The organism is Bacillus sp. MYb209, from assembly GCF_002975175.1.
Classification (GTDB): Bacteria; Bacillota; Bacilli; order Bacillales; family Bacillaceae_G; genus Bacillus_A.
The window spans coordinates 90,766-116,723 of sequence record NZ_PCNZ01000012.1 but is presented as its reverse complement, the minus strand read 5'-3'; the positions used below and the strand labels follow the sequence as shown (position 1 = coordinate 116,723).

The following is a 25,958-nucleotide window of genomic DNA, read 5'->3' as shown; positions in this document are numbered from 1 at the left end:
GAAACCCAAACCTAAAAGGCTGAGTTTCTTGCTTCTTCTCTATCTTGATACTCGGTTGTATATCTATAAGTACCACGTGCTACATCTCGTCCTTCCAAAGTAACAGGTACTTCAATCACTAAACCGCCACCCTGTGTTGGTATCGCTCCATTAACACCAGATTGACCAGGTAAATAATTGAATACTTGATTTGCGGTATTATTTGTCATAGCTTGTCTGCTATTTGACATACTTCCATACACACCACTCATAACAGTTTTTAATCCTGATAACTGGCTCATAGAACTATCCATCATACGACTCATATCACTCATTAATTGACTCATAGATCCAGTCGTGCCAACCATAGTCGCAGCAATTCCTGCACCAATATCTCCAAGCGTCTTTTTATTCAGCGGAAGCACTGCTTCTCGTCCCGCTTCTCCAGCACCTTGCAAGTTTCCACCATTCATTCCAAAGATAGTTGGTTTAGTGAAAATACCACCTTTTGCACGCCAATCAATATTGATTCCAGAAGGATAAGTAACATCTTTACCTAAAACGTTTTTCGTGCTTGTTTCCAAGCTGAAATGTGGAAGAGGTGGCATTTCAGGTTTTGGAATCTTTAACTTCAAGTCGCTAAAGAATCCCTTAATCTTCCCAATAAACTTTTCTATGCTGTCAACTGCATCTTTTATTGGATCTACAATAAATCGTTTCGCTGCTTCAAATTTTTCTTGTGCAGCATTCTTTACAGCATCGAATTTTTCTTTAGCTGAGTTATATAAATCGGTGAATTTTTGCTTGGCTTGATTATACGTTTCAGTTACCGGATCAATCACATATTTCTTTACCAAACTCCAAGCTGTAAGTGTATAAGATTTTATTGTTTCCCAATTACTTAATATCCAATTTGCTAAATCTCCAAGTTTTTCTTTCGTTGTATTCCACAATTCTTGGACGGGTTGAATAACATACTGTTTTATTAAATTCCAACCTGCTAGTGTATAAGATTTCGCTGTTTCCCACTGTGAACCAAGCCAAGAAACCAAATCAGAGAATTTTTCTTTCACCAAGCTCCAAGTCTCCTGGACTGGTTGAATAATATATTGTTTAAATAATCCCCACGCAACTTGTGCCACAGCTTTTGCAATTTCCCATTGTGTACCAAGCCAAGTGACCATTTCACCGATTTTTGTACTTACCCAGTCGTAAGCTTCTTGAATCGGTTGAATAATATATTGGCAGATTGCCGCCCATGCAATTTGCACTCCAGCTTGAATAAGTAACCAACCTGCTTCTAAAACGGTAGAAACCGCCGAAATAATTGGATCTAAAACAGTAAGAATTGTATTCCAAGTATCTTGCCAAGCTTGTGTTAACATGCCCCACAATTCGGATGCTGTTGTAACTAAAGAAGACCACCAAGAGGAAGCAGTTTCAACAATTCCAGACCATAAGCCACTAAAAAATTCGCCTATCGGATCAAAAAAACTATGCATCATTTCTGTAAATGAAGCCCAAGCTCCAGAAAAGAATTCAACAATTGAATTCCATGCATTACTACATACCTCACCTATACCTGTCCATAAATCACTGAAAAATTGACCAATGGGATCAAAAAACTCATGCATTGTTTCTAAAAATGAACTCCACGCTTCACTGGATGATTGAACTATACCGTCCCAAAGCTCTACTAAATATTCCGTAATAGAATTCCAAATATCTATAATCCATTGTTTAATGTCATCAAAGTTTTTATAAATCGCAAAACCTATGGCAGCTATCGCGGCTACGATAAGGGGAATAGCAGCAACAATTCCAGCCGCTGCAGCCGCTCCAATCCCGAAGATACTCATGACTGTCACAACTATAGGCGCAAGTGCCATGATAGCACCTGATATTATGCCAATGGCTACAGCAATTGTTGCTAATGTCGCTGCCAACTCCGGATTATTTGTGACCCACTCAGCAAACTTTGCTACTAAATCCGCCACGACCCCAAGTACAGGTTCAAGAGCCATTTTTAAATCATTCATGGCTTTTTGCATTTTAACTGCTGGGTTCGCATCCATTTTCTTTATTGAGTCATTCAATTGATCTTGGTTATTCTTAAAATCAACTGTTTTTTCTTTTGCACCTAGCAAAGTATTAATGATATTTTGCCCTTGATCTTCGTACATTGTACCGAATAGTTTTACACCTAATTCGTTTCTCTTCGTTTCATTTTCAACTTGTGATAATGCTAGAGCAATTTGTGTCATAGCTTCCGAACCTTCACGGCCACCATTAGCTACAGCTTGACCCCACTTTTGCAATTGTTCAGCTGAAATATTAGTACCTTCAAGGGTTTCTTTCATTGCTTTATCGATGCCTTGACCAAACTCAGCAGCTTTAATACGCCCCTCTTTCAAACCATCTAAGAGATTATCAATCATTTATATTCAACGTGATTCGCAACGTCACGCCCGTTCTCTTACGAACTGCTATACGTCACCGTATAGATTAGACTATATCTTCAACTACTTGAGTTGCTCCCCGTTTCGAGTGTCATTTGCTTACACCCTACGTCTTTCGACTAGTCGTTGCACGTTCCTTAATAAAAAGGCTTCGCTCAGTATTGTCTCTTTTGAGAGTTTCACTGAATTAAAGGAGTTTTTCCTTGTATGTCGCCATACAAGGGAACTATAATCTAATTCCAAGTACCAGTTTCAACACCAGCTTCCATAATAGCTTGAACTTCCCTCGCGTTGTATCCAGCTCGTGTTAATTGCCCACCATATTCAGCAATAACGTCTAATTGTTCAGGAGGAAATCCCATTTTCAATAAGGCGTTGGTTAACCCGAGAGCATCATCTTGCGATGTACCTAATTCATTACCTATTTCATTAACTTCTTGAATTAACTCGGTAAAATCTATACCTTCATAAGATTGAGCAATTGCGGCTGCTCCTTTAACAACTGCTGCATTCGCTTCATCACTAACACCTTTATTCAAAGCCCATTGGCGACGCACACCTTCTAAAGATGCTTCTGCATCCACACCATAAGCAGTTATCCCTCTAACAGCTTCTTCAACTGACTTTTTTGAAGACTCTGGAACATCAAAAGTGATATCTATTTTTGTTTTTAACTTTGACATATCCAACGCTTGTTCAACTGCACTTGCAATACCGCCACCAGCTGCCATTCCACCTATAACATTTTCTAATCCTACTTGTAAGCCTTCAAACTTTTTCTCTGTTCTGTCAGCTTCTTGCTGTAAATCTCTCAATTCATTTCGAACTTGTTGTATCGAATTACCGTCATCCACAGATCTGAGCGCACGTTGTAATTTCTCAATATCAGCTTCTGTTCCTAATGCTTCTCGGCCGATAATTCCAATCGCTTGTTCTAACTGTCTACTTGTAGCTGTACCGCTTTTAATTGCATTTACAAGACGATTCCCTAATGCTCCTGCGAAATCATCAACACTTTTACCTGTTGCACTGAATAAAGTTTCTAATTGCCTTGTGGAACTTGCCACATTTTCTTGCTCAGCTTTCATGTTTCCAAGCTTATTTTTTAACCCATCAAGTGATCCTTGTGTAAATTCAATTTCACGCCTAAACGAGCGGTATTGTTCTTCAGAAATCTTTCCATTTTGAAATTGTTCCTGAACCTGTTGTTCCGCTGCTTTCAATTTATCTAGCTTTTGTGTTGTATTTTCAATTTGTTGTGTAAGTAACTGTTGCTTTTGCGCTAATGCTTCCACATTTCCTGGATCAAATTTTAATAGTCGCTCAACATCTTTAAGCTCCTTAGTTAAATCATTACTACGTTTATTAACATCTTTTAAAGCATTTTGAAGCCCCGTGGTCTCTCCACCAATTTCAATCGTAATCCCTTTAATTCTTCCTGCCATATTTTCACCTCATTTCTTAGAAAGAATCGTAATCTTTTTGATTCGCTTTTCTTACTTTTTCTTTATCTGGATTTTCCATTTCAGCAAATTCAGCAATATAATCAAAGCAATCGCCAACAGTCATTTCTTCTAAATCGCCATGTGTTAACTTTGCTTTATAACAAAGAGCAAGAAACGTATCGGTTGTTAATTCGTCATCACCGATTGCTCCTTGCTCTTCATCATCTTCTGTTATTTTTTTTTTGCTCCCATTGTACTTTGAATCATGTCATTAATTTCTGGCATGATATCATAAATAGGAAACTCGTCAAATCCATCTAGCCATGTAATTGGATCAGGAAGATTTGGATCTGCTGTTTTTGCATATAACCAAACTAAGTCGTAAATAACTTCGAAATCGACGTTCTTAAAATCTGCGGTTGATAGGTCGATAGTACCTTGTGACTCATCTTGCGAGGTAAATGTACCAATAGCTCCTAATGCCATCATATCTGCGAATAAATCACGTCTGAATTGTGCCTTATAGCGTTTAACTGTTGCCGCTGTACCTTTTAATCGAACTTGTTTTCCGTCAATTGTAATTGTCTTTTCCATTTATAATTACGCTCCTTTTGGTGCTGCTGTTTTTTTCACGTAAACTTCTTTGTACCAATTATCATGGATTGCTTGAGTTGTTTTAGATGTTGTTTTTGTTTTAACCATTGGTCTTCCACCAGGTACTAAAATAATTGGACTAGAGACAAATTTCAATTCATTCGTATTTGGTTCAGCAGAGTTTGTTTTTGTTTTAGATCCTAGTGTTGGACGGCTTGCTGAACAGTTATACATAACATGACGAGTTGCATTCACATCACCATCAAATTCAAATAGTAGTGCAAATGATTTTCCTTTGGCATCCGCCAACTCATTTAACACTCCGTCTTCCGGATCTAATTGTTCTCCAAGTGCATCAATAGCAAATTGCTCTGGAATAGTCGCAATGGATAACGTTCCATCATAACCTTGGTTGTTACTTGCCGCGTAATAAAGCATGTCATCTGCATAGAATTCAATTAAATCACCGCGTGGCTCAAAAGTTAGTTCAACTCCACCAGGTAATGGAATTGGTGTCCCGAATTTAACTAAAAAATCCTTAGTATCTAATGGTACATAATGTACATTTTTCAAACCGAATGTTACCTTATTTTCATTCATTTACATCAACCTCGTTTCATAAAATTTTTGATATAGTTTTTCAGATTTAATAAAAGTCTCGTATGAATCATAAGGAATTTCATGATCGTCTAGGACCTTTTCAAGTTTGGCTTCTGCAACTAAATCTTTTCTAGTTGTATAAAGCTCAATATTTAAATCGTTTATCTTGTGATAGACCTTGTTATCAGCCATGAGATTGGCTGAACCGTCCACAAGAAAACAAATATAAGGTGGTGCTGGAACTGGATTGGTTGGCGTTGCTGTGAAATGCGAATAAGCCACAGGATAACCGGTCGCTTCAAGAATTTTTGTTAATTCACCTAATGTCATTGCCCAATCGTCCTTTCGATACGTCTTGGCAATTCGTCAATTACATACTCTTCAACTGGACGAATATGCACTTTTGCTGGCACTCGACCACCACCAACTTTTGCATGCCCATTTTCTAATAGATGTGTTAATTGCCCTTTTGTATTATGAAGAACAACGCCATTCCCCTCTTTTTTCTTACGCCAACCCTTACGATAAGCACCTGTTTTTTTAGGACCACTTTGCCTTAATTTACTTACAGCAATATCTGCTACTTCATCGATTTCATTTTCCAAATCTTCTTCCACAATACTTGCATATCTTTGTAATTCTCTAGCAAGATCACTCGCAAAATCATTCATACTAAACATGCTCCTTTGCGATAATAGTCAATGTTTGATACATTTCATCATCATTCATTGGCGGTTCGATAATATCAAAGATACGGCCTTTCATATTAATTCGCATTTCTTCCGTAATACCAGAAGTATATGGAATCACAAAACGATACACCCGTGTAGCCTGTGAAGCTGAAGCTTCAATATACTCGGAACCTTTCACCGTTTTTATCATTGACCAGGTTTTTTTTAACTCCTGCCAAGATGTTTCAATTACCTGGTTTAATTCATCTTTTATTACTACAGGTTGTTCAATATTGATTCGATTTCTAAAATCGCCTGTATTCAGTGGCTTTTTGTATTGAAAAGGACGCATTTTATTCACCGTCCAGTTTGATTTCTTCTAAAGCTTTTTGAATGCCGAAGCTATTAATTTCCGTTAAAAAATTCTCAGAAAAATACTCGAGTGCATCATTATAAACATAGCGAGAACGTTCAAAAACTAATTCTTTGAACGTCTCGTCTTTGTTTATGTCATATGATCCACAGTCTTTTATTAAAGCTTTATTTGATGCAAATAGGATGCGTCTTAGGTTATCATCTTCATCATCACCTAATCGCATCCTATCTTTGAATTGCTGTAATATTTCATTTGAAATTACTGTTTCCATTTACATCATTCCTTATTTAGTTGCTGGTGGTGTTTCCTCCAGGCTTAATGTGTAAACTTGTGAAGTATATTTGTCCTTCGGCTTACCCGTAGCATATTGTTTAGCAATATAAAGTGTTGCATCTTCTAAAGCTAATGTTTCTTCATACTTTTTAATTGGTTCAGTTCCACCCATCGCTGCAATATACTCTCCTTTAACAAAAAAAAGCACCTTACCTTGAGGTACAAACACTGATTCTGTAGGAGTTGGATTGAACGGTAAGCTTGTCACATACACTCCAGCTGCATTTTGAATTGTTGCATTTGCTTGGATATCAAAAGTATCAAACGGATTTGTTACCATAACTACTTTCCCAGCAATATTTTTTGGTCTGTCTGCATCAGTTTTACCATCAGGATTTAGCTTTTTAGCCAGTAATTTAACAACTCCTTTTAATTCATTGATTGTTTTTCGACCTGGCTCAAATGTTAAAGTCCCTGCTGTTTTTTTATCTGGATATACTCCTCCAACAACACTTCCACTTGGATCTTTTAACAATCCGATAGGTTCATCTTTACCTGTACCAATTACGAATCCACGTTCTAAACCTACAGACATAGCTTCTGAAATCATTGTACGAACATAGCGTTCCACCCACACTGGACCAAGTTTAAGCATGTCATTTGCCAATGGGATAAATGCCGTTAATTTAAGTTGAGAGATAGACTCTTTTCGGAATGTAGCATTTAATTGCCCTTTAATATCACCGAATAATGGTCCCCATACAGCTGCACCTTCTGGATCTCCATAGATAAATTCTGTCACAGCACCTAAGTTTTCTAATCCGATATGTTCTAACAACGGATGACCTTGAACTAAATCATCAAAAATTCGTTCTTGTGTTGTCTTAGGTAATGTTTCAGTATCTTTAAATCCACCATCTTGAACAACTGCATTAAAGAATTTCATTTCCTCACTTGTTAATACATTAGAACCACGAGACTGCATAATAGAACGGTCTACAATAGATTCATTGACTTGATTCAAGATATCTGAGCGGACATCTGTAGCAAGTGCTTCAATCATAGAATTTAATGCCGCTGTTTGTTCTTCTGGTGTTCCTTCCTGTGTTGCTTTCGCAAAAGCTATTTTTTTCTCTTCAAAATTATTAAATTTAATCACCATATTTTATTTTCCTCCTAAATTTAAAAAGAGCGTACTCAAGTTCTGTTTATTAACAGGCTCTTGAATAGGCTCTTTTGGATTTTGATTATTTGGTTGTTTCGTATACTTAGCTACTAAATCTTCTTTAAAATTTTCTACAACTTCCTCTTCTTCATCTTCTTGCGTATCATCAATTTCAATTTCATCAGCAATTTCATCAGCTAAACCAAGAGCAACTGCTTCCTCTGCTGTTAGCCATGTTTCATCTTTTAATAGTTGCCTTAATTCTTCATCTGTTCCAACAAAACGTTTCTTATAAGATGCCGCTAAAGCTGAATCAATCTTTCGTAAATCTCGTGCTGTTTTTTCAAATAGGTCTGCATTTCCATATTCGATGGTACTCGCTTGATGAATCATCATCATAGTATTACTAGGCATAACAATCTTATCACCAGCCATTGCAATAACAGATGCTGCACTGGCTGCCCACCCATCAATATGAACTATAATTTCGGCATCATGCTGCTTTAACAGATTGCAAATTGCTACACCATCAAATGCTGAACCTCCACCCGAATTAATATGAACGTGAATTTTTTCTGCTTTTACATCTTGAATTTTTCTTCTTACTGCTTCAGCGTTATTTTCACTAAACCATCCACCGATTGATCCATAAACCGTTAATTTGTACCCATTCTCACCTTTATCTTCAAAGCGAATATCTCGTTTTAAATTTAAAAGCTTATTCATGTTCAAATGTTCCATCATTTATCACCTCCTTCAGATTCATTTAGTTTCGTATAGTTCTTCGTAATATGATGGATATTTAAGTTTGGATCATCAGAACTTTCATAATCTACTTCTGAACGAATCTCATTTCCTGTAAATGCACTTGAAGAAATGAGTTTATCAATACTTGTTGCAAGGTCAAATATACTCTGATAAGAAACAGCTTTAACTTCAATCTTTTGTCCTGAAAGATATTCATTCATTTCAAAGAATTTAACATTCGCTTCATCAGATAACTTTTTTAATAATGGCCTTACTGTAAAAAGCATGTAATTTTTCGTTTGCTTCTCTACATCAGCCATTTCGCCATATAACAAAGCTGTTGGAATACCAATAGCCATTGCTACTTGATTTAAAAAACCATTGGTTACTTTATTGATTTCTTCCACACTAGGACCATTCGCAACCCCATTATATATTTCGTTATAATTAATACCCTTTTGTTGTGGAACAATAGCGATATCTTTCGTACCAATTGCTTTATACATATTGTCAATAAACTCTTGCAACTTGGCTATCTGTTCTTCTGTTTTAGCACCGATAATATCCATATCAACTGTTCCACGAACTTGATTCTTACGTTTTTGAGAGTTTAATAGCCTACCGAATAAGTCCCCGTAATCTGCAAATAATCCATCAATAAGTGGAGATAATTTATCATTCCGATATTTTAAATGAATAACTTCGCTTTGCTTAAAACTTCTCTTAAACGTATAATCCTTTACTATTACATCGGTAAAAGTATCTTCAAACACAGCATATTCGTTATGTTGAAATCCATCAGCAATAAGTAAATCACCATCATCTGCTTGTATAACTAAACACTCATTATCATAAATAAGTTTGCGAATAAATCTTTCCCAGAAGGTGCTGGCCGTCATGTTTTTGTTCGGTCTAACGTTTAATCGATAATAAAGCTCATTCTTCTCAAATGCTTTACCGTTTCTTACTCTAAATTCAGATTGACTAATTGTTCTTCCTAAAAATGATACGCATGTATCAATTGCTAATCGGTTCATATGAACCCTGTTTGCTGTATCAGCAATCAAATCCAAATCGACCATAAATTCTAGCTCTTTATTTCTTTTGAATACTGAACCTAACCATCCAATGGTTATCACCCCCTTTATTAGAATTTAATATCGCTTAGTATAAAGTCGGTTGCCTCTTGTATCTCATCCGCTCGATAAAGAGCATGGACAAAACATTGGAATCCATCTGTTTTTCTACGTACTGGCTCTTTTTTCTCGTATATTTTGTTTCCATCACCTTTGATAACAACCAATACGTTTTGTGTGTACCAACGCATTAAAGGGTTATCATCGAAAATAATTTGTTTATTTGCAAATGCCATTTCAATACGTGGGGCTAGCAAACTATGAATTGCCTTTGGATTTCGTATAACTTCTATTTCAAACCCTTCCGCAACTAATAAAGGCCTTATTGCTTCCATACGGAAATTATCAGCTATAATCTTTTTAACTCCGTATTGTTCGCGCATTTCTACAAACCAATCAACAATGTGTTGAGGATTAATAGTCGGTTCATCCACAACCGTTAGTAGTCCTTGTTCTTCCCATTCTTTTATTGGAGCAAATTTCTGCTTTTTAAACTCACCTGCTTTTTTAGAATATCCATAATAGATATCTACAAATTCCTTTCGGACAAAGGAATGCGTTTTAAAAATGTACTCACCATTTTGTCTAAATAAAAGGCCACATGCTGCAAAATCTCTAATACTTGCAAAGTCTAATGCTCCTATACATTCTTGAGCATACAAATTAGGGAATGGACGATTTGTAGCAAGAATTTCTGACCACTTTGCAACGGAACGCTCTAGGTTTGTAACTGGTAAGTTCATACGCTTCGTCATGAACTCTTCTCGGTTACTTGGATCATCTTCTAAATCTTCATATTCTTCCTTGATTGTTTCAAGTAATCCTTCGGCATACTCACTTAAAGGCTGCGATAACATAGGGTTTGCCATTTCCCAATTATCTGGATCATCAACTTCTTTTTCATCATTCAATTTACAAATGAACGGAAAGATAGCGTTTGGACGGGCTTCACCGTTTAAAACCTTCATTGCTTTTTCTTTTTGCTTATCTAAGAAACCATCACGTACATATCCATCTGTTCCAATGTAAAATTCTCGTGGGTTTTTCTTTTTCCCCAAACCGCTGATATGGACTCGAACATCTTTATTGCTTTCATACTGATGTATTTCATCAAATACAACCGCACCATCACGCAAACCATCTTTTGTATCTCCGTTTGATGTCCTAAACTTCAATACACTTCCTGTAGCTTTAGAAACAGTTTGAGTTAATGTTGTTTTAAATGCTCGTTGCAATATTTCATTTCGTTTAACGCATTTATGAACTTCATCAGGACTTGTTTTCGCTTGTTCTTCACTGTTTGCAACAACGGAAATGTTATACTCCGGAATACCATGCATTTCACTAATTAAAAAGTGAATGATGACTGATATTAATCCGTTTTTACCGCCACCACGCCCAAGCATCCATAGGAATTTACGATAAAATACGCGTCCATTTTTCTTGTAAAATAAAAAGACGAATGCTATTAAGAATTTCTGAAAAGATTGTAATGGAAAGTACCACTTCTCACCAAAGCGAATACACTTCTCAATCATTTCATCATCAAAATATAAATCGTCTCTGTTCAAAACATATTTTTCTAGATATTCAATTAACAATTCTCTTTCTTTATTGAACTTCACTTTTCCACTTCGATAAAGTTCAATATATTCATCAATGTACTTTTGCCCAATCATGTTAGATCACTTTCACTATAACCCGCATTAGGAATGTTAGCCTTAACAACAAACTTTATATCTCTGCCTAACGCGATTAAAGAACTGTTAATTTTATTCCTTTCTCCTATAAGAGGGTGGGCTTTAACAAAAACTTGAGAACCGTTTTTTACTGTTACGGACTCGCCTTCCTTATTAATAGTTTTATTTATTTTTCTAAATGCTTTAACAAGATCAATGTATCTTTCTACCTTTTCAACTTCGACTAAATCTGCAATATCAATACTATTCATGAGCTGTTCTTTTAACCTTACAATACTAACAGCCATCTACCCACCCCCCTTACGTGCGTAATTCCGAAAAAAACCTGACAGTTAACCCCCTCCTCCGGTGCCCCTTAGACCATTTTTTGATGAAATATTTTAAGGGGGGGTATTGTTTCTGAATCATTTTTACCACTTTTCATCGTGTTGCCATTTATTCGTTTTCTTTTTGAATGTTCTACCGTGTTCTTTATTGTGGCAATCCACACAGACTGTTTCTAAATTATCTATTTCTAATGCAAGAGCTGGATGGTACTCAAGTTCTTTTATATGATGGACAACGAGTTGTATCTTCTTACGCTTCGCACTCTCACTGTACTCATTGGTATCAGTTTGAACACGACCGTTTCGTTTACACTCTTGGCATTCATAGTTGTCACGCTTCTTCACTTGTTCACGTATACTCTTCCACTCACCACTGTCATAGAACTTACGCTTCTGTTGTTTAGTTTTATATTCCTTCATCTGTCTTTACCCAACGTTGTTGATTCCCTCTATCTCTTTCCAACAATTCTTTTATTGAAGTTTGTTCAAGATATTTTATAGAGTAAAGCATGTGATTCTGTCCATACAGCTTATAATACTTGAATCGATTAACATCTACCCCAGCCTTCTTGTACGCTTTCTCATGAGGCTTAAGGTATTTGCTATATGCTTTCTTATCAATAGGTATAAGACCAAGTACAGCAATCTTACCGTTTAAAACACTATCCATCTATCCTCACTCCTTCTTTATAAAATGCAACACGTTTTCGCTTATCTTTCCTTAACAACAAATAAGACGCTACACCGATCTCGGCAGCACCTACGATAATTGCTATTGGGTTAATCAATCTCTTTCACTTCTTCAATCGCATATACGATAGCATCCAAAATGTTTTCACCATTTACTTTTTCATTTAATTCTTTTTGTAAATTATCGACTGTAACTTTTAAACCTTCCACAGTTCGAGATAATTCTTTAACCGATTCCTTTAACTCCTGATTATCTGTAAATAATTGATTGAATTTCTTTTTCAATTTGATGTTTTGTAATAATGTATCCATTACTTACACCACCTTTATATTCTTCAAAATAAATAGCACCCGAATGGATGCTTTTTCATTAAGTATTAATTTGTACTTCAATTACGGTAAATGAAGTTTTATTCTTCTTCCAACCACCTAATTTTGTTATGTTTATCTGCACCAACATTATTAAGTAGCTGGAAGAAGAGCAAAAGCTCTTCCTAATAACGGTATCATTCAATCACTACCATCTGCTGGTTACGGATTTTATATGCCATCATTATGAATCGTTTAGACAAAATATAAAGGAATCTTTATGAGTTATGTTTTCCGCCATTACTCACAATACAAATATAACACGGTAATTGTAAAACAACCGGTACATTTACTGCCAAAAAGCGGTCACGACTCTGCCACTTATTTTAATTCGCTAATAACCTTTATTTCCCTAGACTAACTCACTGTGACAGTCATAAAGAATAGATTGAATGTTTATTTAGGTATTATGCTTGATCTGATTGTAGAACATGTAATGGCGGCGGAATAATCCAGCCTTTTTTCTTATTCAGACGAAGTAATGTAGCTCCAGCTTGTGCTTTTTTCATATGGAATTGACCAAACATCATTCCTACATCTTCTCGAAGGGATTGTCCCATAGCTTGGCTACATGCTACTAAACCAGCAGCAAGACCTGCAGAAACCGTTGCTGCAATTTCCGCATCATTAATACGAGCACCAGGAGGAATCGTTTCAATAGATGCAACTGGTCTTTCTGGAGGTGCTGGTGGTAATGCAACACCATTCAATTTCAATAAATTTTTTAATTCTTCAACTTCTGATTGGACATCATTCTCTACAAGGTTCTCTAAAAATTTCTTTAAATCCTCGTCTCCTGTGTGGTTAATAAGAACTTGATATCCAGCAATTGCGCCTTGTGCCGCTGCAAGATAACTCCAAATCCCAAAGACTTCTCCGTAGTGCATTGGTTCATTTTGTGGATTTCCACTTAAAATACCCATAAAAATATTCCTCCTTAAAGAAATTAAACTTTTAGCAACAATACTTACTATAGAAAAAATTTTCCCAACCATGTTCTGGATTAAAGAAAATAAGTTCTTATAACTCATAAGGAACACCTTACCCAAATATAGTAATTACCTCTCATAGAATGTACCGTTACCAAAAATTTATTCTTATAAATAATAATTACATTTCAATTAACTTAATCCATTATTATAAGTACTTTTAATAATAAAAATTAAAGATATTTATCATAATTTCAATTCAAATGGTTTTATATATTTTCAACCGAATATTGTCTAAAGGGACTGGAGACATTACTAAATACGAAAGGAGGGAAAAACATGAAGAAAAGACTTTCATCTATTTTAGGTGCCCTATTACTAACTATTATGGTTTTTGGTACAAGCGTCCATGCTGAATACGATGGATATAATACGAATAGAGTTAACAATAATAATATTACAACTCGAGTTAATGACCATAACATGAATAGAGTTAATAATGATGTGAGAACTCGAAATGTAAATACGACAAATGATTTAAATGATAATCGTAATAAAAATAATAATTGGGCTTGGCTTGGTTTATTGGGACTAGTAGGATTATTTGGTCTTAGAAAAAAAGACAAAGATCCAGAAACACGTTAATGTAGAACATTGCATTTAATTTTAAAAGATATTTATTTATCAAAAGAATGCAAAATGAATACATTATGAATCGCCTTTAAATAAGGCGATTTTTTATTTTTTCAAATCCATAACTATCACATAAAAACGGATACTATTAATCGGAAACAATGAATTTCTTAACTTGATGGTAATGGAGCATTACGTCCATTTGACGAACTACGCTTCTTTTTATGCCGTTTCTTCACTTACCCATATCTTATATTTTGTGTAACTGCCCCTATCGCTGAATCCTTTGATATTCATAGCTTCATAAGCTTTTTCCTTTTGAATTACACAACACGTAAAAAATGGGTAATTATAAAAATCAAAAAAATAAAAAGGATGTTGCTATATTTTAAATTTAATCATAGCTTTATCCATTGCATCTTGGTTGACACCTATGTATCTTAACGTAACTCTTTCGGATGAATGATTAAATATCTCCATAAGTAAGGCTATATTCTTTGTTTGCATATACATGTGATATCCAAATGTCTTACGTAATGTATGTGTACCTATCTCATCTAATCCAAACTCTGATGCCGTACTTCTAAGTATCTTATATGCCATGCTGCGTCCAATCGGTTTATTCTTTCCTTCGCGACTCTTAATTAAATACTCATTGTCATCTCTTTCTTCAATGTACCAACGTAGTTCTCTTTTTAATGATGGAGTTAATTGAATACGTTTCTGTTTCCCTGTCTTCTTTTCTCTCATTGAGATGTGGCTTCCTTTTAAATCACTAACTCTTAGTTTTAAAATATCACTGATCCGCAAACCTGTATTAATCCCCATTACAAACAAAATATAATTGCGCTCATTGTTTTCCCTCAGATATTCTTTAATCTGTTGTATTTGCTCTGGATCACGTATTGGCTGAACAAAATTCATCGGTCATCCCCTCCGTAATGCTCTTCTGCCTCATATACTTCTAATCTAAGAGCAAATGCTAGTTTATAAAAAGCATTAGATTTATTGCGTCTGTATGTACGTTCACTCATTCCAACCTCGTTATAAATCATGTAATCAAAGACTTCTTCATCTTCTAAATATCGCTTTACAATGATGTCTCTTTGATTCTTGCTAAAGCGACTTAATGCCTTATCAATTTGAAAGGATAAGCGTTGTAATTTCACTTCTCTTTCACTCATTGCAACATTTGCTAAAGCAACATCTTCAGCTGGCTTGCCTACCATGTTTGTAGGACCGTGATATCTTATCTCGCAAGAAGCTGTGACCTTCATCTCATTTCTAATCATCCCAAACTGTCTATAAATACGAACGTTTTCAAGAACCTCTTCTAAACGTACTTGTGTTGCTTTACGATCAATTTTTGGTAAGAATGTTAATTGCGTCATATATAAACACTCCTTATCTGTTTTATTAATGAAAATAAAAAAACGGACACCAAACCATAGAACACTATCACTAATGCCCTTTATGGTTTGATGTCCGCTGGTTCTTCCAGTAGGACTAAATATTTAATTTTTATTTATTATACCATTTTTACACAATTTATCTATTTTTCTATTCAAAGGATTATTTTGTTTAAATTTTGCTTAATTCTCACCCTTAATTATCAAAAAAATTTAAAAATCGTTATATAATGAATCTATTCAAACCTTAGGAGTGGTTAAAATGCCAGATATGATACGACTCATCCTTTTCATCTTTGTAGCAATAAGTTCCATCTTCTCTTTAATACAAGAATTTAAAAAACCACAGAAAAGTGTATTTTGGATTTCGCTTGAATTCTTGCTTCTTGTAGGAATGATAATATTAATAACAGAGATTTTAATTTAAATATGAATCTTGCGGTGAATAAAACTAAATATTCCGTCAATAATGTATATAGGCTGTATGCCATAACTCATTTGAAGTAGTTTTCTCTGTATCTCCTTGTAGGGAGCAGTTAGCTTTTGCTAGCTGCTTTTATTCTGTTTTCACTACATCTGCACCATTTAAAAATTTAAGTAATGAATTCCTACAACTTTCGCACATCTCAACATTCCCGGTCGTAATCATGTCATCATAATCAGCCATACCGTTAATTTTTCGCTGAAATGATAAGAGGAAGTTTCTCACGTACTCTCGAAATCTAATTTCGACTTTCACCTTACACATCTCTTTAGGATTAATAGGTTGTTTACATCGATCACAACACTTTGCCATATCCATTCCCCTTTTCTACAAAATGAAATTTTTATTAAGCTCATTTTCACTCCCACATACTATTTTTAATTCTGCTTATACTATAGCTGTAACTTAAAGTTACATATCATTTACTTGTAGGGCCTAATTTTCTTTTGTACAACAAGCAGTTAGCTAATTGAGCTAGCTGCTTTGTTTTTTAACCATTTTTGTAGGAATACAATTTATATGCATAATTTCTGAAGTGAGATCTATACTATATTTAGGTCTTAGGTCTTAACATCTAAAACCCTTATTTCAGCCTTAGACCTAATCAAGCGCTCCTCTCTCTTCCTTGGGGCTAAGCAGTTAGCTTTTGCTAGCTGCTTTTGTAATTTATCTGAATAAAATTCCAAAACTTCCACATAATATCTACAAGCTGTTCAATTCCTGAATAGCAACCTTTTTCTTTTGTTAACAAGTTGCAATGGATCAGTTAGCTTTTGCTAGCTGTTCTTTTGTTTTCACCATTTAAGCAGGGTTTGAATATATTAAATTCTACCTTTCTTTATAACGTGAGCTGGCCACTTACGCTATTTTTACAAAGGGCACTAATTGATAGTGCTCTTTTTAGTTTTGCCTGAATAAATCCCCAATTTCTGTACATACTTTGAATATGCCAATCTGTAACAATTGATTTTCCTCCAAAATGGGACAGTTAGCTTTTGCTGACTGTTCTTTTGTTTGAAATTAAAATAGCATTTTTATTTAGTTTTTATATGACCAAGAATTACTCTTACATGATGTATTAACTGCTCACGATCCATCTTTGTATAACCTTTTATCTTATGATATTTACAAACATATTTAAGTTCTTTCTTTAACTACATTTGAACAACCTGAATAAAAGTTAATATTCCACTAATATTAATCACAGTACACTCTGCTTCTTGCCCAGGTTGTATCACATAGAACAATTAATACAACTAACTGCTCTTTTTTAAATTTTGTTACATAAATTTGGAACTTATATCCATACTATACTCAACCATGAGATTTTGTACTCCTTAAATTCACGGTTGTATTGTTCTAACTGCAGTTAGCTTTTGCTAGCTGCTTTTTTCATATTTTAATTATATTAAGCGTATATTAATACTGGTTATGATTAGTATTACACCTACCTCTCAAGGGCACTTATATACAGTGCTCTTTTTTAATCTGCATAACATTCCTAATCCTGTTTATACTATAACTGAAACTTAAAGTTACATATTGTTGTTTCCTTGTAAATGTATTGTTCTTGTGTACAAGAGGCAGTTAGCTTTTGCTAACTGTTTTTTTTGTACTGAGCTAATAAAATTTTGTTCTTATTTATTTTTCACACCATATACTTCTAACCTAGACGTTCAGCTTACTGGGTTACCTCCTATCTTAAAGAGCACTTGTACATGGTGCTCTTTTTTAGTTTCTTTTTTCTACAAAATAAACTTTTTATTAAATTCTCAACACATGTATAATATTCAAAAAAATCCACATGCTATTTATGAAATGCTTGATTGATTGTCATTTGAGATGCACTTCAAATTCAGTATTCCCGCTCCTTAGGAGAACAGCCTATGCATCTGTTCTCCTATTTTACGTTTAATTTTCACCGTAAAATAAGAAAATCATAAATTATATTGAGTTAATCTCTTGTTATTATTGAAGCGCGTCTTTCAAGAGCAATTATAAGGAGTGCTCTCTTTGCTATAAAATAAGTTCTTTATCTTCTATTACATATTTTTAGCTAAACTGCACACGATACTTATAAGTCATTCGAACTAGTGGCTTCACTCTTCTTGTAAAAGAATGAGAAGGCATTTTATTGCAATTGGCTAACTCATTCAACCCACAAGCAGGCAAAGTTTCTTTGCCTGCTATTTTTGTATAACTTTCTTAGTTTGAATCATACTATCTAGGAGAACCTGTTTACCAATACGAGTCATTTGGTCGTTTTGAAGTATCCCCCTCCTTTTAGGACAAGCAATTTTGCTTGTCCTATTTTCGATCAAAGCACTATTAATATACCTCTCTTCCCTAGTCTCTAAATTTTATTTTTTAGTATTAAAAATAAAATTTAGCACATTATAAAGGTGTTCCACACTATTATGTGGGTACATAAGGAGGAGTTAAAAATGGACAAACGTACGGAAAAAAAAATTGAAGCTGTAGCACGTAAGGCAGCGGATACAGAAATTTCTCAAGAATTAAGTGCAATTCACCACCAAGTTCAACATTTACAACAAGCTTTATCTCAAATGTCTCAATCTTCACAAGGACAACAACAAGGTCAACAACAACAACAACAACAACAACAACAACAAGGGCTGCAAAGTCAGCAAGGCCTTCAACAAGCCGATCAGTTGATGCAACAACTTCAACAATTTAGTCAACAGTCTCAACAACAAATGCAACAAGCAGATCAGCAATTGCAACAAACTATTCAACAAGCTATCCAAACTTTAAATCAAGGCTTACAGCATCTTCAATCAAATCAAACATTAAATCAAATCAATCAAGCTATATATCAGGCTCAGCAACAAATTAAACAAATGGGCCAACAAGGTCAACAAATGGGTAACCAACAAGGACAGCAAATGAGTAACCAACAAGGTCAACAAATGGGTAACCAACAAGGTCAACAAATGGGTAACCAACAAGGTCAACAAATGGGTAACCAACAAGGTCAACAAATGGGTAACCAACAAGGTCAACAAATGGGTAACCAACAAGGTCAACAAATGGGTAACCAACAAGAGCAACAAATGGGTAACCAACAAGGTCAACAACAATTTCACTAAGAATATTTCCAGTAATCCCAGCCGGAATAAATTTTCCGCAACTTATATTACAGTAAGCAAACTCCATTTTCTTTTTGTTAGTTATTATTAAAACTAAGTAAATAACCATATTTTTTTGGAGGAGCACTTTTTATAGTGCTCTTTTTAAAGTGGATAATTTCAGTATTAAATAACGTTTTTATTAAAAACTTTTCACCTTTAAACTGGACAAGCATATATTATTGTATGGAGACTCTCCACTCATAGAAATCTACCTTTCTTGTTTAAGAGCATGCTTATATGTGTGCTCTTTCTTATTTACTATGAAATAACGATTTTGTTTGAAAACTGTACATATATTAAACACATACATACAATAATCATAGTCACCTTTTTATATAAATCTCGGTCATAGAGCGCCTTAAAAAGCGCTCTTTTTATTTAAATAAAGGTTTTATTAAAAAAATTTTCACCTTTTAACCGGACAAGCATACGTTATTGTATGAAGACTCTCCACTCATAGAAATCTACCTTTCTTGTCAAAGAGCATGCTTATATGCGTGCTCTTTTTGATTGTATATAAAGACTGCACATACATTAGAAACGTACATACAATAATCATGATCATCTCATTATTAATCATTTAGTATCATTTTCGATACACTCCTTGGTCATAGGGCGCTTTTAAAGGCGCTCTTTTTATTTAAAATAAGGATTTTGTTTAGTTTTCTATATAATCGCTACTTCAACAGTGATAAATCATAATTTGATTCAATAAATTTCATGCATAATTTTCTATTCACATCATTTCCTAAGCGATTGTAAATCAATAACATTTCTTTTTTTGTGAAGCTTGTCCCTAATAACTGATTAAAGCTTTTTAAGATTTTTCTAGACTTGTAATCACTCAACCCTTTACTAATTGGTCTTGATAACCAAGCGAACATCTTACATATAAAATCCAAATCGTTTTCTACGTCTTCTAATCTGAAATAAAGGTTACTTTTAGGGTCAAATATTAATTCGTTACTACTATTTACAAAAGCCTTCGGGAAAAATCCCTGTGTTTTTTCTACCAAGCTTTGTACCTCTTCATTCATTTCTCATTCCCCTTTGTTCATGATTTTGTAACAGATGTATACAAGTTTGTGTGTTACACTAAATTCATTCGAAGATGTCATTCGTTATTAATTCGGCAATTCTTAATACCCTATCCCCTGCCCTAGCTCCCCTGCTAGGGCTTTTGTTGTTAAAATAACTATTTTGTTTAGTTTCCTTGGTATTCAAGTTTGCTAGCGTCTATCGTTTCGATATTTTCAATTGATCCAAAGCTAGGGTACTCATTTATTCCTTTTAGCCATCCTTCAACTACCTTGTTTATTTGTTCTTGAAGTTTTTCACCTTCATCTCTTGCTACCCCTGAAAGCCAAGAATCTGCAACCCCTCCACATTCATCGTTTGCTCGTTCATATAATTCATCCAACAATACATCCGCATTGATCCATGGCGTATACTGTTTGAATTCTCCAATTTGGAATTCATTATCAACTGATGCTCTATCCGCTACCATTCTATCCGTCCAATCTTTTAAAGCTGCTTGAATGGCTTCCTCTTTCGTTTCATATTTATCACTTGTCCAAATCTCACTATTGCTATCAAGGTTGTACATCCATTTCATATCTCCCATTCCCCTTTTCGTATAATCTTTTTTATATCGTGCATACTACCTGCAAGCCGACTTCCCACCGGCTTCACTCTTTCAAATCGGAGCTCTCTCCTCCGTATCTTTTCAGGACATGGCAGGTAACTTAGTCAATTACCTGCCGTTTTTACGTATAATCGTAAAAATCCTTGTCCATACTGTTTAGAGAAAACATCTCAAGCTATTTGATGAGACCTCCAGCACAGGTTACTTGTACGGCCGTTCCGATAAAAGGAGCGGTCTTATTTATCTCCGCATTACTTTTTAACAAAATAACGCTTTTATATAAAATTCGTACACATTTTTGACACATCGAACATCACAACTACTTGAAAATTCGTGATAATATTAATTTGTCGAATACGCCAAATTTCGACACAGTACGACAATAGCCTCTCCCCTCCGAAATCCTTGCCCCCGCAGGGATTTCTCCTTATATTCATTAATTGTTCACTGAGTCTTCATCCTGAACAAAATTCAAGGTTTATTATTACCCCAATTTCCAACTTGTTTAAAAAAATAAAAGCTAGGCTAAATCAACTCTGATTCTCGTTTTTCAATACGAATTACTTTTTTATTCTTGTATATCAAGGACTGCTCACCATGACCACTTATCGGCGGCTCTATTTGACGAACTTGTCCATCTTTCACGATATAAACCATATTTTCAGCTAAAGAAATTTCCGCTCTCATTTCTGCAATATCTTCTTTAATAATCGCCACATTCACCACTCCCATGATATAATTACTTTGTCGAAAGTAGTCGGGAGTATTCTCGGCTTTTTTATTTGCTTATAAATACTGCACAACATTCTCCGGAACAAACGATTGTTCCAAGGATAGATGAAGCCGTATTGGAATCGGCTCTTTGCTATCCCTTGCTCGCTTACATATCTCTTCAGCTTCTTCCCAATCAAACTGTTTATCCTCCACTCGCTTATAACGCCAAATCCCAATTGTGTAATCCTCAAATAATTCGTAACGATCATCTGGCGCTGTCGTTGGTTTTAATTCGTCAATCGCCTTTGCTTGGCGTGGTATTTGTACAACAACGTCAGCAAAACGTAGTTTAGAATTTAACCGATGAACATGAGCCTTCTTAGGATCAAATGACACAACTCGTTCAACATCAAAAATTGTTAGCTGCTTTGTCATCGCTTGTTCCCTCCAATACCTGCAAGCTTGCAATTAAGATTCCTTCAAGCTGCGTTAATGTTAGTTGATCTAATGTTTGCCCATTAATTTCCGATAGTCCTAATCCCGATAATTTACGAATGATTGCTAGTTTTCTACGCTCTACTTCCTGACGTAACAACATGATTAGGCCTCCTGTTGGTGACTGAACTTCCGCTCTAAATTTACAAACTTACTAAACTCTTTAATGAATGCTAGTTCAACAACACCAACTGGACCGTTTCTCTGTTTCGCTAAAATGATTTCTGTTATGTTTTTATTTTCTGTTTCACGGTCGTAATAATCTTCACGATATAAGAATGCAATCAAGTCCGCATCTTGCTCAATTTGACCATTTTCACGTAAGTCTGAGAGTAACGGCCTTTTATCTTGTCTACTTTCAACAGCACGGCTTAACTGTGATAATGCAACCACACATACATTTAGCTCTCTTGCCATAAGTTTTAGCTTACGACTAATCTCACCAATCTCTTGCATACGATTTCCTTTGTGCTTTGGGTCACCTACAATAAGCTGCAAGTAATCAATTGCGACTAACACCTTTTTGTCTGGGTATTTGCGCTTTAGTTTCCTAGTCTTTGCGTAAATCTCTTGCATCGTTACATTGGCTTTATCGTATATTTCTAGTGGTAAATCATTTATCAAGCCCATAGCCTGACTAATCTTTTCCCAATCCTTTAAATTACATAGCTTTTTAGGGTTTTTTAATTTCGTAGCATCTATATTTCCAGTACTTGAGATCATACGCTTAAGTAACTGTTCTTCTCCCATCTCTAGCGAAAAGACTCCTGTTGCTGTATGAGCACTCGCTGCATGGAAAGCAATGTTTAATACAAATGCTGTTTTCCCCATCGAAGGACGGGCACCGACAATAATTAAATCGCCTTCTTGTAGTCCTGCTGTCATTCTGTTTAAGTCGTCATAACCAGTTGGTATACCGGTTAGATCTCCTACATCAATTTGCATGTTCTTATACAGATCAACTAGGGTTTCCTTTAGATTAAATTCATCTGAATAACCTGTTTCTTCAATAGCGCTTAGTTCATCAATCGATGTACTAATAGCATTTATATCTCTTTCATGCTGAAGACGATTATATAAGTTGCCAGCAACCTCTTGAGCATGTCGCATCTTCCAAGCTTCAATCACTAAACCTTCATGATACGAGAAGTTTTTAGTTGTTGTTACAACTTCTGTCAGGTTTACAAAGAATTCAATTCCACTAATTTGATTCATAAAGCTTTCATCGAATTTTCCCATGAGAGCGACAAGGTCTATTGGAACCTCAGCATCTTCTAACTCTCTCATCGCTTTAAAAATCACTTGGTGTGTTGGTAAAGAAAACTGTTTTGCCTTTAGCTGACAATCTTTAATTAAATCGCCTTCTTGGATAATGCTACCTAAAACACTTTGTTCAGCTTCTGCGTTACGAATCATATCGTTACTCATTGAACCATCCACCCATTCTGTTGATTAAGTGCTGCAAGCTCTTCATCCGTTGGAATGTTTTGTTCCCATGATTGTTGCTGCTGTATTACGTTCTTAGTAGATTCTGATAAGCCTTTTTGTTGATAAGGAGCTTGTGTCGGTTGTTGCGCCTTTGCTAATCGTTGAGTACGAAATGCTTTATCAGCCACCTCCACATCTGCTACTGTTTTCAATCCTTTAAGATGCCAATCTCGTAAAATCGTATTTACGTAATTCATGTTTCTCGTATTCTTCTCTAAAGCAATTTCCATAGCTTTCACAACAAGCTCTGCATTTAAATCATCTATCCAAGCGTGAATACCATCTGCAATAAAAGGTGTAATGAATCCGAAGTTCTGCTCGTAAAAAGAAATTGGATTAACCTCAACAACTTCTTCCGCGCCTGCGCGTTCTTCTTGTTGTTGTTGTTCTTTTTCTTTTTCTTCTTCTTTTTCTTCTTCCTTGCTAGGGTCTTGGAAGCCCCTTATAAGCCCCTCCAAACGTGCTGATAAATACTCCTTAATTCTTGGAATCTTAAAGTCTTGTTGCATTTCTAATTCCAAGCAAGTTTCATAGAAATCAACTAAAAAATCCTTATCCTTCACAGATTGAATTTCTTTTAAAACGCACTTTTCAATGTTCACATTTTTAATCGGATTGAATTTCAACCAGTTGATTAAGAACAATTCTTTTGTTTTTTGGTTGTAATTAATTTTCCCGTACTCTGCAAAGCGTTCTAATAACTTCATAACAGTTTCGCGGTTGTACCCTGTATCAGTTTCAATGATACGAAGTGGAAGCTCATAGATTCCTGATTGAGACGTCTTACTGTTTGTCATCAAATATAAGTAGAAATACTTTTCCTCCGGTGTAAGATCTAAAACAAATGAATCCTGCCAAAATGAAACATGTACTGGTCTATAAACTGCCATATTATTCATCCTCCCGTTTACATATCGCAAATCCGTCCTCTACACGTAATAAGCGATAATTCTTGTATCCTATTTTGAGATATTGATTTACTAAGTAAATTAGGTGTTGCTTTGATATTGCTTGTTGAAACACTTTAGGGTTCAACAACACTCTATGTAATGATTTGTCTAAAGGCATGCAACACACTCCGTTGTTATACGAATGCTAATTTGATATAATTAATTCAAATATTTTTTCCAAAGCCATTTATCTATCACTCTGCCAAGTGGTAGATTTTTTATTTTCTACGTGTTACTAAAGAGACGTTAACTCCTCTTGCTCTTAAATCTTTAATCACTACACGATAACTCATCGATGCCTCATGTTCTTCTTTTGTATCACGAAGCATTTTAAATTCTTTCATACATCGTTCCAGTTCTTCTTCCCAATGATTTGATTCTTCGGCTGATTTTGCATAAAACATGTTATGAATACATGCAACCATACAGTTATGAAGTTTATTCGCAAATGAAAAGTCTCCTGGGAGAACTAGATCATGAAGACGATCGTATTTATGTGTCATGAATTACATCTCCTTTCTATTTGAGTTGATGCTGTACGCATCGTTACAACCAGAAAGGAGCATTGTAGGGGATGGAGGAACAATCCCTTTCTGGTTGTAACGACAAGCACAGTTGCTTGTCCAAATAATGAATAAAATGTTATAATTATTTTGTAAAATATATTGCCAGCTACTGTTCTCAGGCGGTAGCTTTTTCTTTTGCCCATTTATGCTTTAAAGTGAATGATGCTTCAATAATTTTGATTCGAATCCCCACTAACTTCTTCTCTTGTTGTAATTCTCCTGAATTTTTATCATTACCAAATGTTTTAGCTATTTTTATTTCACCAGTTAACTTTGCATCATAACGAATTAGTTCCTTATATTCTCTTAAACTTGGATTCTTGTAATCTACTGTCATTTACACTTCCTCCTTTACAAAACTTTTGTTAAAGCCATTAAGCTATCCACCGATTGAATAATAACGTTTTCTGACATAGCCTTTTGCAACCAACTTCTTTGCGTTTGCTCTATAATGCCAAAATGTACTTGTTCCAAAGCTTGTACTACACATTGAGTTGCTTGGATTGTATCGAAGATTTCCTTTGCATGAACTGCGTATTCATGTCTCTTTTTTTCATCAAGCTTCCATGACCTTGTTGCAACTTGTAAGTTCATGATTTCCTTCGCTGCTTTAATCCCCTCTTCAGCCTGTTTAATGTAGTTCATCAATTGTAAATTCACATCTTGAGTTAAACGTGGATCTGTTGGCGGTAAACCAACACCATAAATATGTTTAATCGCTTGTTGATTCAACTTTGCTCCTGTTGCATGACACCAATCCATCGCAAGCTCAAATTCTGGTTTAGAAAGTCCAGATTCAATACGAGTTAAGCGTTCATGTGTAATGCCAAGGTACTTAGATAGTCCTTTCTTCGTTTTCAGCTGAACATTATCACAACATTCTCTAGCATTCTGTAATAATTCCCCTATCGCTGAATTGCAGTATATGCTTGTTCCCATATCTGTTCGCCTCCATATTTAGTT

The 25,958-nt window shown here is 35.1% G+C and carries 33 protein-coding genes and 2 pseudogenes; 3 read left to right on the top strand and 32 right to left on the bottom strand.

What is annotated here, in order from left to right; genetic code table 11:
• Window positions 1–11: 11 nt before the first annotated feature.
• The 19 genes and pseudogenes from CQZ94_RS18220 to CQZ94_RS18140 all read right to left on the bottom strand — a co-directional run.
• Window positions 12–2,414: pseudogene (locus CQZ94_RS18220) on the bottom strand (phage tail tape measure protein); the annotation flags it as partial.
• 260 nt (window positions 2,415–2,674) lie between these two features.
• Window positions 2,675–3,883: pseudogene (locus CQZ94_RS18215) on the bottom strand (DUF2207 domain-containing protein); the annotation flags it as partial.
• A 16-nt stretch (window positions 3,884–3,899) separates the two neighbouring features.
• Window positions 3,900–4,088: a hypothetical protein gene (locus tag CQZ94_RS31795; protein ID WP_258166030.1), complete on the bottom strand. Its 189-nt coding sequence runs from the start codon at window positions 4,086–4,088 to the stop codon at window positions 3,900–3,902.
• Window positions 4,089–4,114: 26 nt separating this feature from the next.
• Window positions 4,115–4,477: a hypothetical protein gene (locus tag CQZ94_RS18210; protein ID WP_002128744.1), complete on the bottom strand. Its 363-nt coding sequence runs from the start codon at window positions 4,475–4,477 to the stop codon at window positions 4,115–4,117.
• 6 nt (window positions 4,478–4,483) lie between these two features.
• Window positions 4,484–5,077, bottom strand: a complete 594-nt coding sequence (locus CQZ94_RS18205; protein WP_105586482.1) for a major tail protein — start codon at window positions 5,075–5,077, stop codon at window positions 4,484–4,486.
• Window positions 5,078–5,407, bottom strand: a complete 330-nt coding sequence (locus CQZ94_RS18200; RefSeq protein WP_105586481.1) for a hypothetical protein — start codon at window positions 5,405–5,407, stop codon at window positions 5,078–5,080.
• On the bottom strand, window positions 5,404–5,748 hold the full coding sequence (locus CQZ94_RS18195; protein WP_105586480.1) for an HK97 gp10 family phage protein: 345 nt from the start codon (window positions 5,746–5,748) through the stop codon (window positions 5,404–5,406). Before CQZ94_RS18195 ends, CQZ94_RS18200 begins: the two co-directional genes overlap by 4 nt.
• Window position 5,749: 1 nt before the next feature.
• On the bottom strand, window positions 5,750–6,100 hold the full coding sequence (locus CQZ94_RS18190; RefSeq protein WP_105586479.1) for a phage head closure protein: 351 nt from the start codon (window positions 6,098–6,100) through the stop codon (window positions 5,750–5,752).
• Window position 6,101: 1 nt separating this feature from the next.
• The gene (locus CQZ94_RS18185) at window positions 6,102–6,395 is read right to left on the bottom strand and encodes a hypothetical protein (protein WP_002066670.1); all 294 of its coding nucleotides are present in this window, start codon (window positions 6,393–6,395) and stop codon (window positions 6,102–6,104) included.
• Window positions 6,396–6,407: 12 nt separating this feature from the next.
• On the bottom strand, window positions 6,408–7,559 hold the full coding sequence (locus tag CQZ94_RS18180) for a phage major capsid protein (RefSeq protein WP_105586478.1): 1,152 nt from the start codon (window positions 7,557–7,559) through the stop codon (window positions 6,408–6,410).
• Window positions 7,560–7,562: 3 nt separating this feature from the next.
• Window positions 7,563–8,303 carry a head maturation protease, ClpP-related gene (locus CQZ94_RS18175; RefSeq protein WP_105586490.1) on the bottom strand — a complete coding sequence of 247 codons (741 nt, stop codon included), beginning with the start codon at window positions 8,301–8,303 and terminating at the stop codon, window positions 7,563–7,565.
• A complete protein-coding gene (locus CQZ94_RS18170; RefSeq protein ID WP_105586477.1) occupies window positions 8,303–9,448 on the bottom strand; it encodes a phage portal protein in 1,146 nt (381 codons plus the stop codon). The genes CQZ94_RS18175 and CQZ94_RS18170 overlap by 1 nt, the downstream gene beginning before the upstream one ends.
• Before the next feature lie 8 nt (window positions 9,449–9,456).
• On the bottom strand, window positions 9,457–11,124 hold the full coding sequence (locus CQZ94_RS18165; RefSeq protein ID WP_105586476.1) for a terminase TerL endonuclease subunit: 1,668 nt from the start codon (window positions 11,122–11,124) through the stop codon (window positions 9,457–9,459).
• Window positions 11,121–11,432, bottom strand: a complete 312-nt coding sequence (locus CQZ94_RS18160) for a P27 family phage terminase small subunit (protein ID WP_048517240.1) — start codon at window positions 11,430–11,432, stop codon at window positions 11,121–11,123. Before CQZ94_RS18160 ends, CQZ94_RS18165 begins: the two co-directional genes overlap by 4 nt.
• A 123-nt stretch (window positions 11,433–11,555) precedes the next feature.
• The gene (locus CQZ94_RS18155; RefSeq protein WP_105586475.1) at window positions 11,556–11,891 is read right to left on the bottom strand and encodes an HNH endonuclease; all 336 of its coding nucleotides are present in this window, start codon (window positions 11,889–11,891) and stop codon (window positions 11,556–11,558) included.
• Window positions 11,878–12,141 (bottom strand): hydrolase, encoded by a 264-nt coding sequence (locus tag CQZ94_RS18150; RefSeq protein ID WP_105586474.1) that lies wholly within the window; start codon window positions 12,139–12,141, stop codon window positions 11,878–11,880. The genes CQZ94_RS18155 and CQZ94_RS18150 overlap by 14 nt, the downstream gene beginning before the upstream one ends.
• On the bottom strand, window positions 12,134–12,259 hold the full coding sequence (locus CQZ94_RS31790) for a hypothetical protein (RefSeq protein WP_258166029.1): 126 nt from the start codon (window positions 12,257–12,259) through the stop codon (window positions 12,134–12,136). Before CQZ94_RS31790 ends, CQZ94_RS18150 begins: the two co-directional genes overlap by 8 nt.
• Window positions 12,252–12,473 carry a hypothetical protein gene (locus CQZ94_RS18145; protein ID WP_105586473.1) on the bottom strand — a complete coding sequence of 74 codons (222 nt, stop codon included), beginning with the start codon at window positions 12,471–12,473 and terminating at the stop codon, window positions 12,252–12,254. Before CQZ94_RS18145 ends, CQZ94_RS31790 begins: the two co-directional genes overlap by 8 nt.
• 464 nt (window positions 12,474–12,937) lie before the next feature.
• Entirely contained in the window at window positions 12,938–13,453 is a 516-nt protein-coding gene (locus CQZ94_RS18140) for a DUF3231 family protein (RefSeq protein ID WP_105586472.1), read from the bottom strand.
• Between the two features lie 345 nt (window positions 13,454–13,798).
• On the opposite strand from CQZ94_RS18140, the gene CQZ94_RS18135 reads away from it, so the two are divergent.
• Complete coding sequence (locus CQZ94_RS18135) at window positions 13,799–14,104, top strand: WGxxGxxG family protein (protein ID WP_105586471.1); 306 nt, start codon at window positions 13,799–13,801, stop codon at window positions 14,102–14,104.
• A gap of 369 nt (window positions 14,105–14,473) precedes the next feature.
• Here CQZ94_RS18135 and CQZ94_RS18130 read toward each other — a convergent pair whose 3' ends face one another.
• Window positions 14,474–15,016, bottom strand: a complete 543-nt coding sequence (locus CQZ94_RS18130; protein WP_088099465.1) for a site-specific integrase — start codon at window positions 15,014–15,016, stop codon at window positions 14,474–14,476.
• The gene (locus CQZ94_RS18125) at window positions 15,013–15,483 is read right to left on the bottom strand and encodes an ArpU family phage packaging/lysis transcriptional regulator (protein ID WP_016105984.1); all 471 of its coding nucleotides are present in this window, start codon (window positions 15,481–15,483) and stop codon (window positions 15,013–15,015) included. The genes CQZ94_RS18130 and CQZ94_RS18125 overlap by 4 nt, the downstream gene beginning before the upstream one ends.
• 280 nt (window positions 15,484–15,763) lie before the next feature.
• Between CQZ94_RS18125 and CQZ94_RS31240 the strand changes: the two genes are divergently transcribed.
• Entirely contained in the window at window positions 15,764–15,928 is a 165-nt protein-coding gene (locus CQZ94_RS31240) for a hypothetical protein (protein WP_029441596.1), read from the top strand.
• Between the two features lie 129 nt (window positions 15,929–16,057).
• On the opposite strand, the gene CQZ94_RS18120 is transcribed toward CQZ94_RS31240, so the two are convergent.
• Window positions 16,058–16,297, bottom strand: a complete 240-nt coding sequence (locus CQZ94_RS18120) for a hypothetical protein (protein ID WP_105586470.1) — start codon at window positions 16,295–16,297, stop codon at window positions 16,058–16,060.
• A gap of 2,132 nt (window positions 16,298–18,429) precedes the next feature.
• Between CQZ94_RS18120 and CQZ94_RS18115 the strand changes: the two genes are divergently transcribed.
• Complete coding sequence (locus CQZ94_RS18115; RefSeq protein ID WP_105586469.1) at window positions 18,430–19,095, top strand: hypothetical protein; 666 nt, start codon at window positions 18,430–18,432, stop codon at window positions 19,093–19,095.
• Window positions 19,096–19,814: 719 nt separating this feature from the next.
• Here the strand turns inward: CQZ94_RS18115 and CQZ94_RS18105 are convergent.
• From CQZ94_RS18105 to CQZ94_RS18060, 10 genes are all read right to left on the bottom strand, one after another.
• A complete protein-coding gene (locus CQZ94_RS18105) occupies window positions 19,815–20,174 on the bottom strand; it encodes a hypothetical protein (RefSeq protein ID WP_105586468.1) in 360 nt (119 codons plus the stop codon).
• Window positions 20,175–20,341: 167 nt separating this feature from the next.
• The gene (locus tag CQZ94_RS18100; protein ID WP_033716340.1) at window positions 20,342–20,752 is read right to left on the bottom strand and encodes a hypothetical protein; all 411 of its coding nucleotides are present in this window, start codon (window positions 20,750–20,752) and stop codon (window positions 20,342–20,344) included.
• A 555-nt stretch (window positions 20,753–21,307) separates the two neighbouring features.
• Complete coding sequence (locus CQZ94_RS18095) at window positions 21,308–21,499, bottom strand: DUF3954 domain-containing protein (protein WP_002192662.1); 192 nt, start codon at window positions 21,497–21,499, stop codon at window positions 21,308–21,310.
• Between the two features lie 69 nt (window positions 21,500–21,568).
• On the bottom strand, window positions 21,569–21,931 hold the full coding sequence (locus CQZ94_RS18090) for a hypothetical protein (protein WP_002192661.1): 363 nt from the start codon (window positions 21,929–21,931) through the stop codon (window positions 21,569–21,571).
• Window positions 21,906–22,094: a hypothetical protein gene (locus CQZ94_RS18085; RefSeq protein WP_105586467.1), complete on the bottom strand. Its 189-nt coding sequence runs from the start codon at window positions 22,092–22,094 to the stop codon at window positions 21,906–21,908. Before CQZ94_RS18085 ends, CQZ94_RS18090 begins: the two co-directional genes overlap by 26 nt.
• A 2-nt stretch (window positions 22,095–22,096) precedes the next feature.
• The gene (gene dnaB / locus CQZ94_RS18080; RefSeq protein ID WP_105586466.1) at window positions 22,097–23,419 is read right to left on the bottom strand and encodes a replicative DNA helicase; all 1,323 of its coding nucleotides are present in this window, start codon (window positions 23,417–23,419) and stop codon (window positions 22,097–22,099) included.
• Entirely contained in the window at window positions 23,416–24,369 is a 954-nt protein-coding gene (locus tag CQZ94_RS18075; protein WP_105586465.1) for a DnaD domain-containing protein, read from the bottom strand. Before CQZ94_RS18075 ends, dnaB begins: the two co-directional genes overlap by 4 nt.
• A gap of 278 nt (window positions 24,370–24,647) precedes the next feature.
• Window positions 24,648–24,932: a hypothetical protein gene (locus CQZ94_RS18070; protein WP_105586464.1), complete on the bottom strand. Its 285-nt coding sequence runs from the start codon at window positions 24,930–24,932 to the stop codon at window positions 24,648–24,650.
• A 178-nt stretch (window positions 24,933–25,110) separates the two neighbouring features.
• On the bottom strand, window positions 25,111–25,332 hold the full coding sequence (locus CQZ94_RS18065) for an RNA polymerase subunit sigma (RefSeq protein WP_105586463.1): 222 nt from the start codon (window positions 25,330–25,332) through the stop codon (window positions 25,111–25,113).
• A gap of 14 nt (window positions 25,333–25,346) precedes the next feature.
• Window positions 25,347–25,934 (bottom strand): sporulation sigma factor-processing peptidase, encoded by a 588-nt coding sequence (locus CQZ94_RS18060; protein ID WP_105586462.1) that lies wholly within the window; start codon window positions 25,932–25,934, stop codon window positions 25,347–25,349.
• Between the last annotated feature and the right edge of the window lie 24 nt (window positions 25,935–25,958).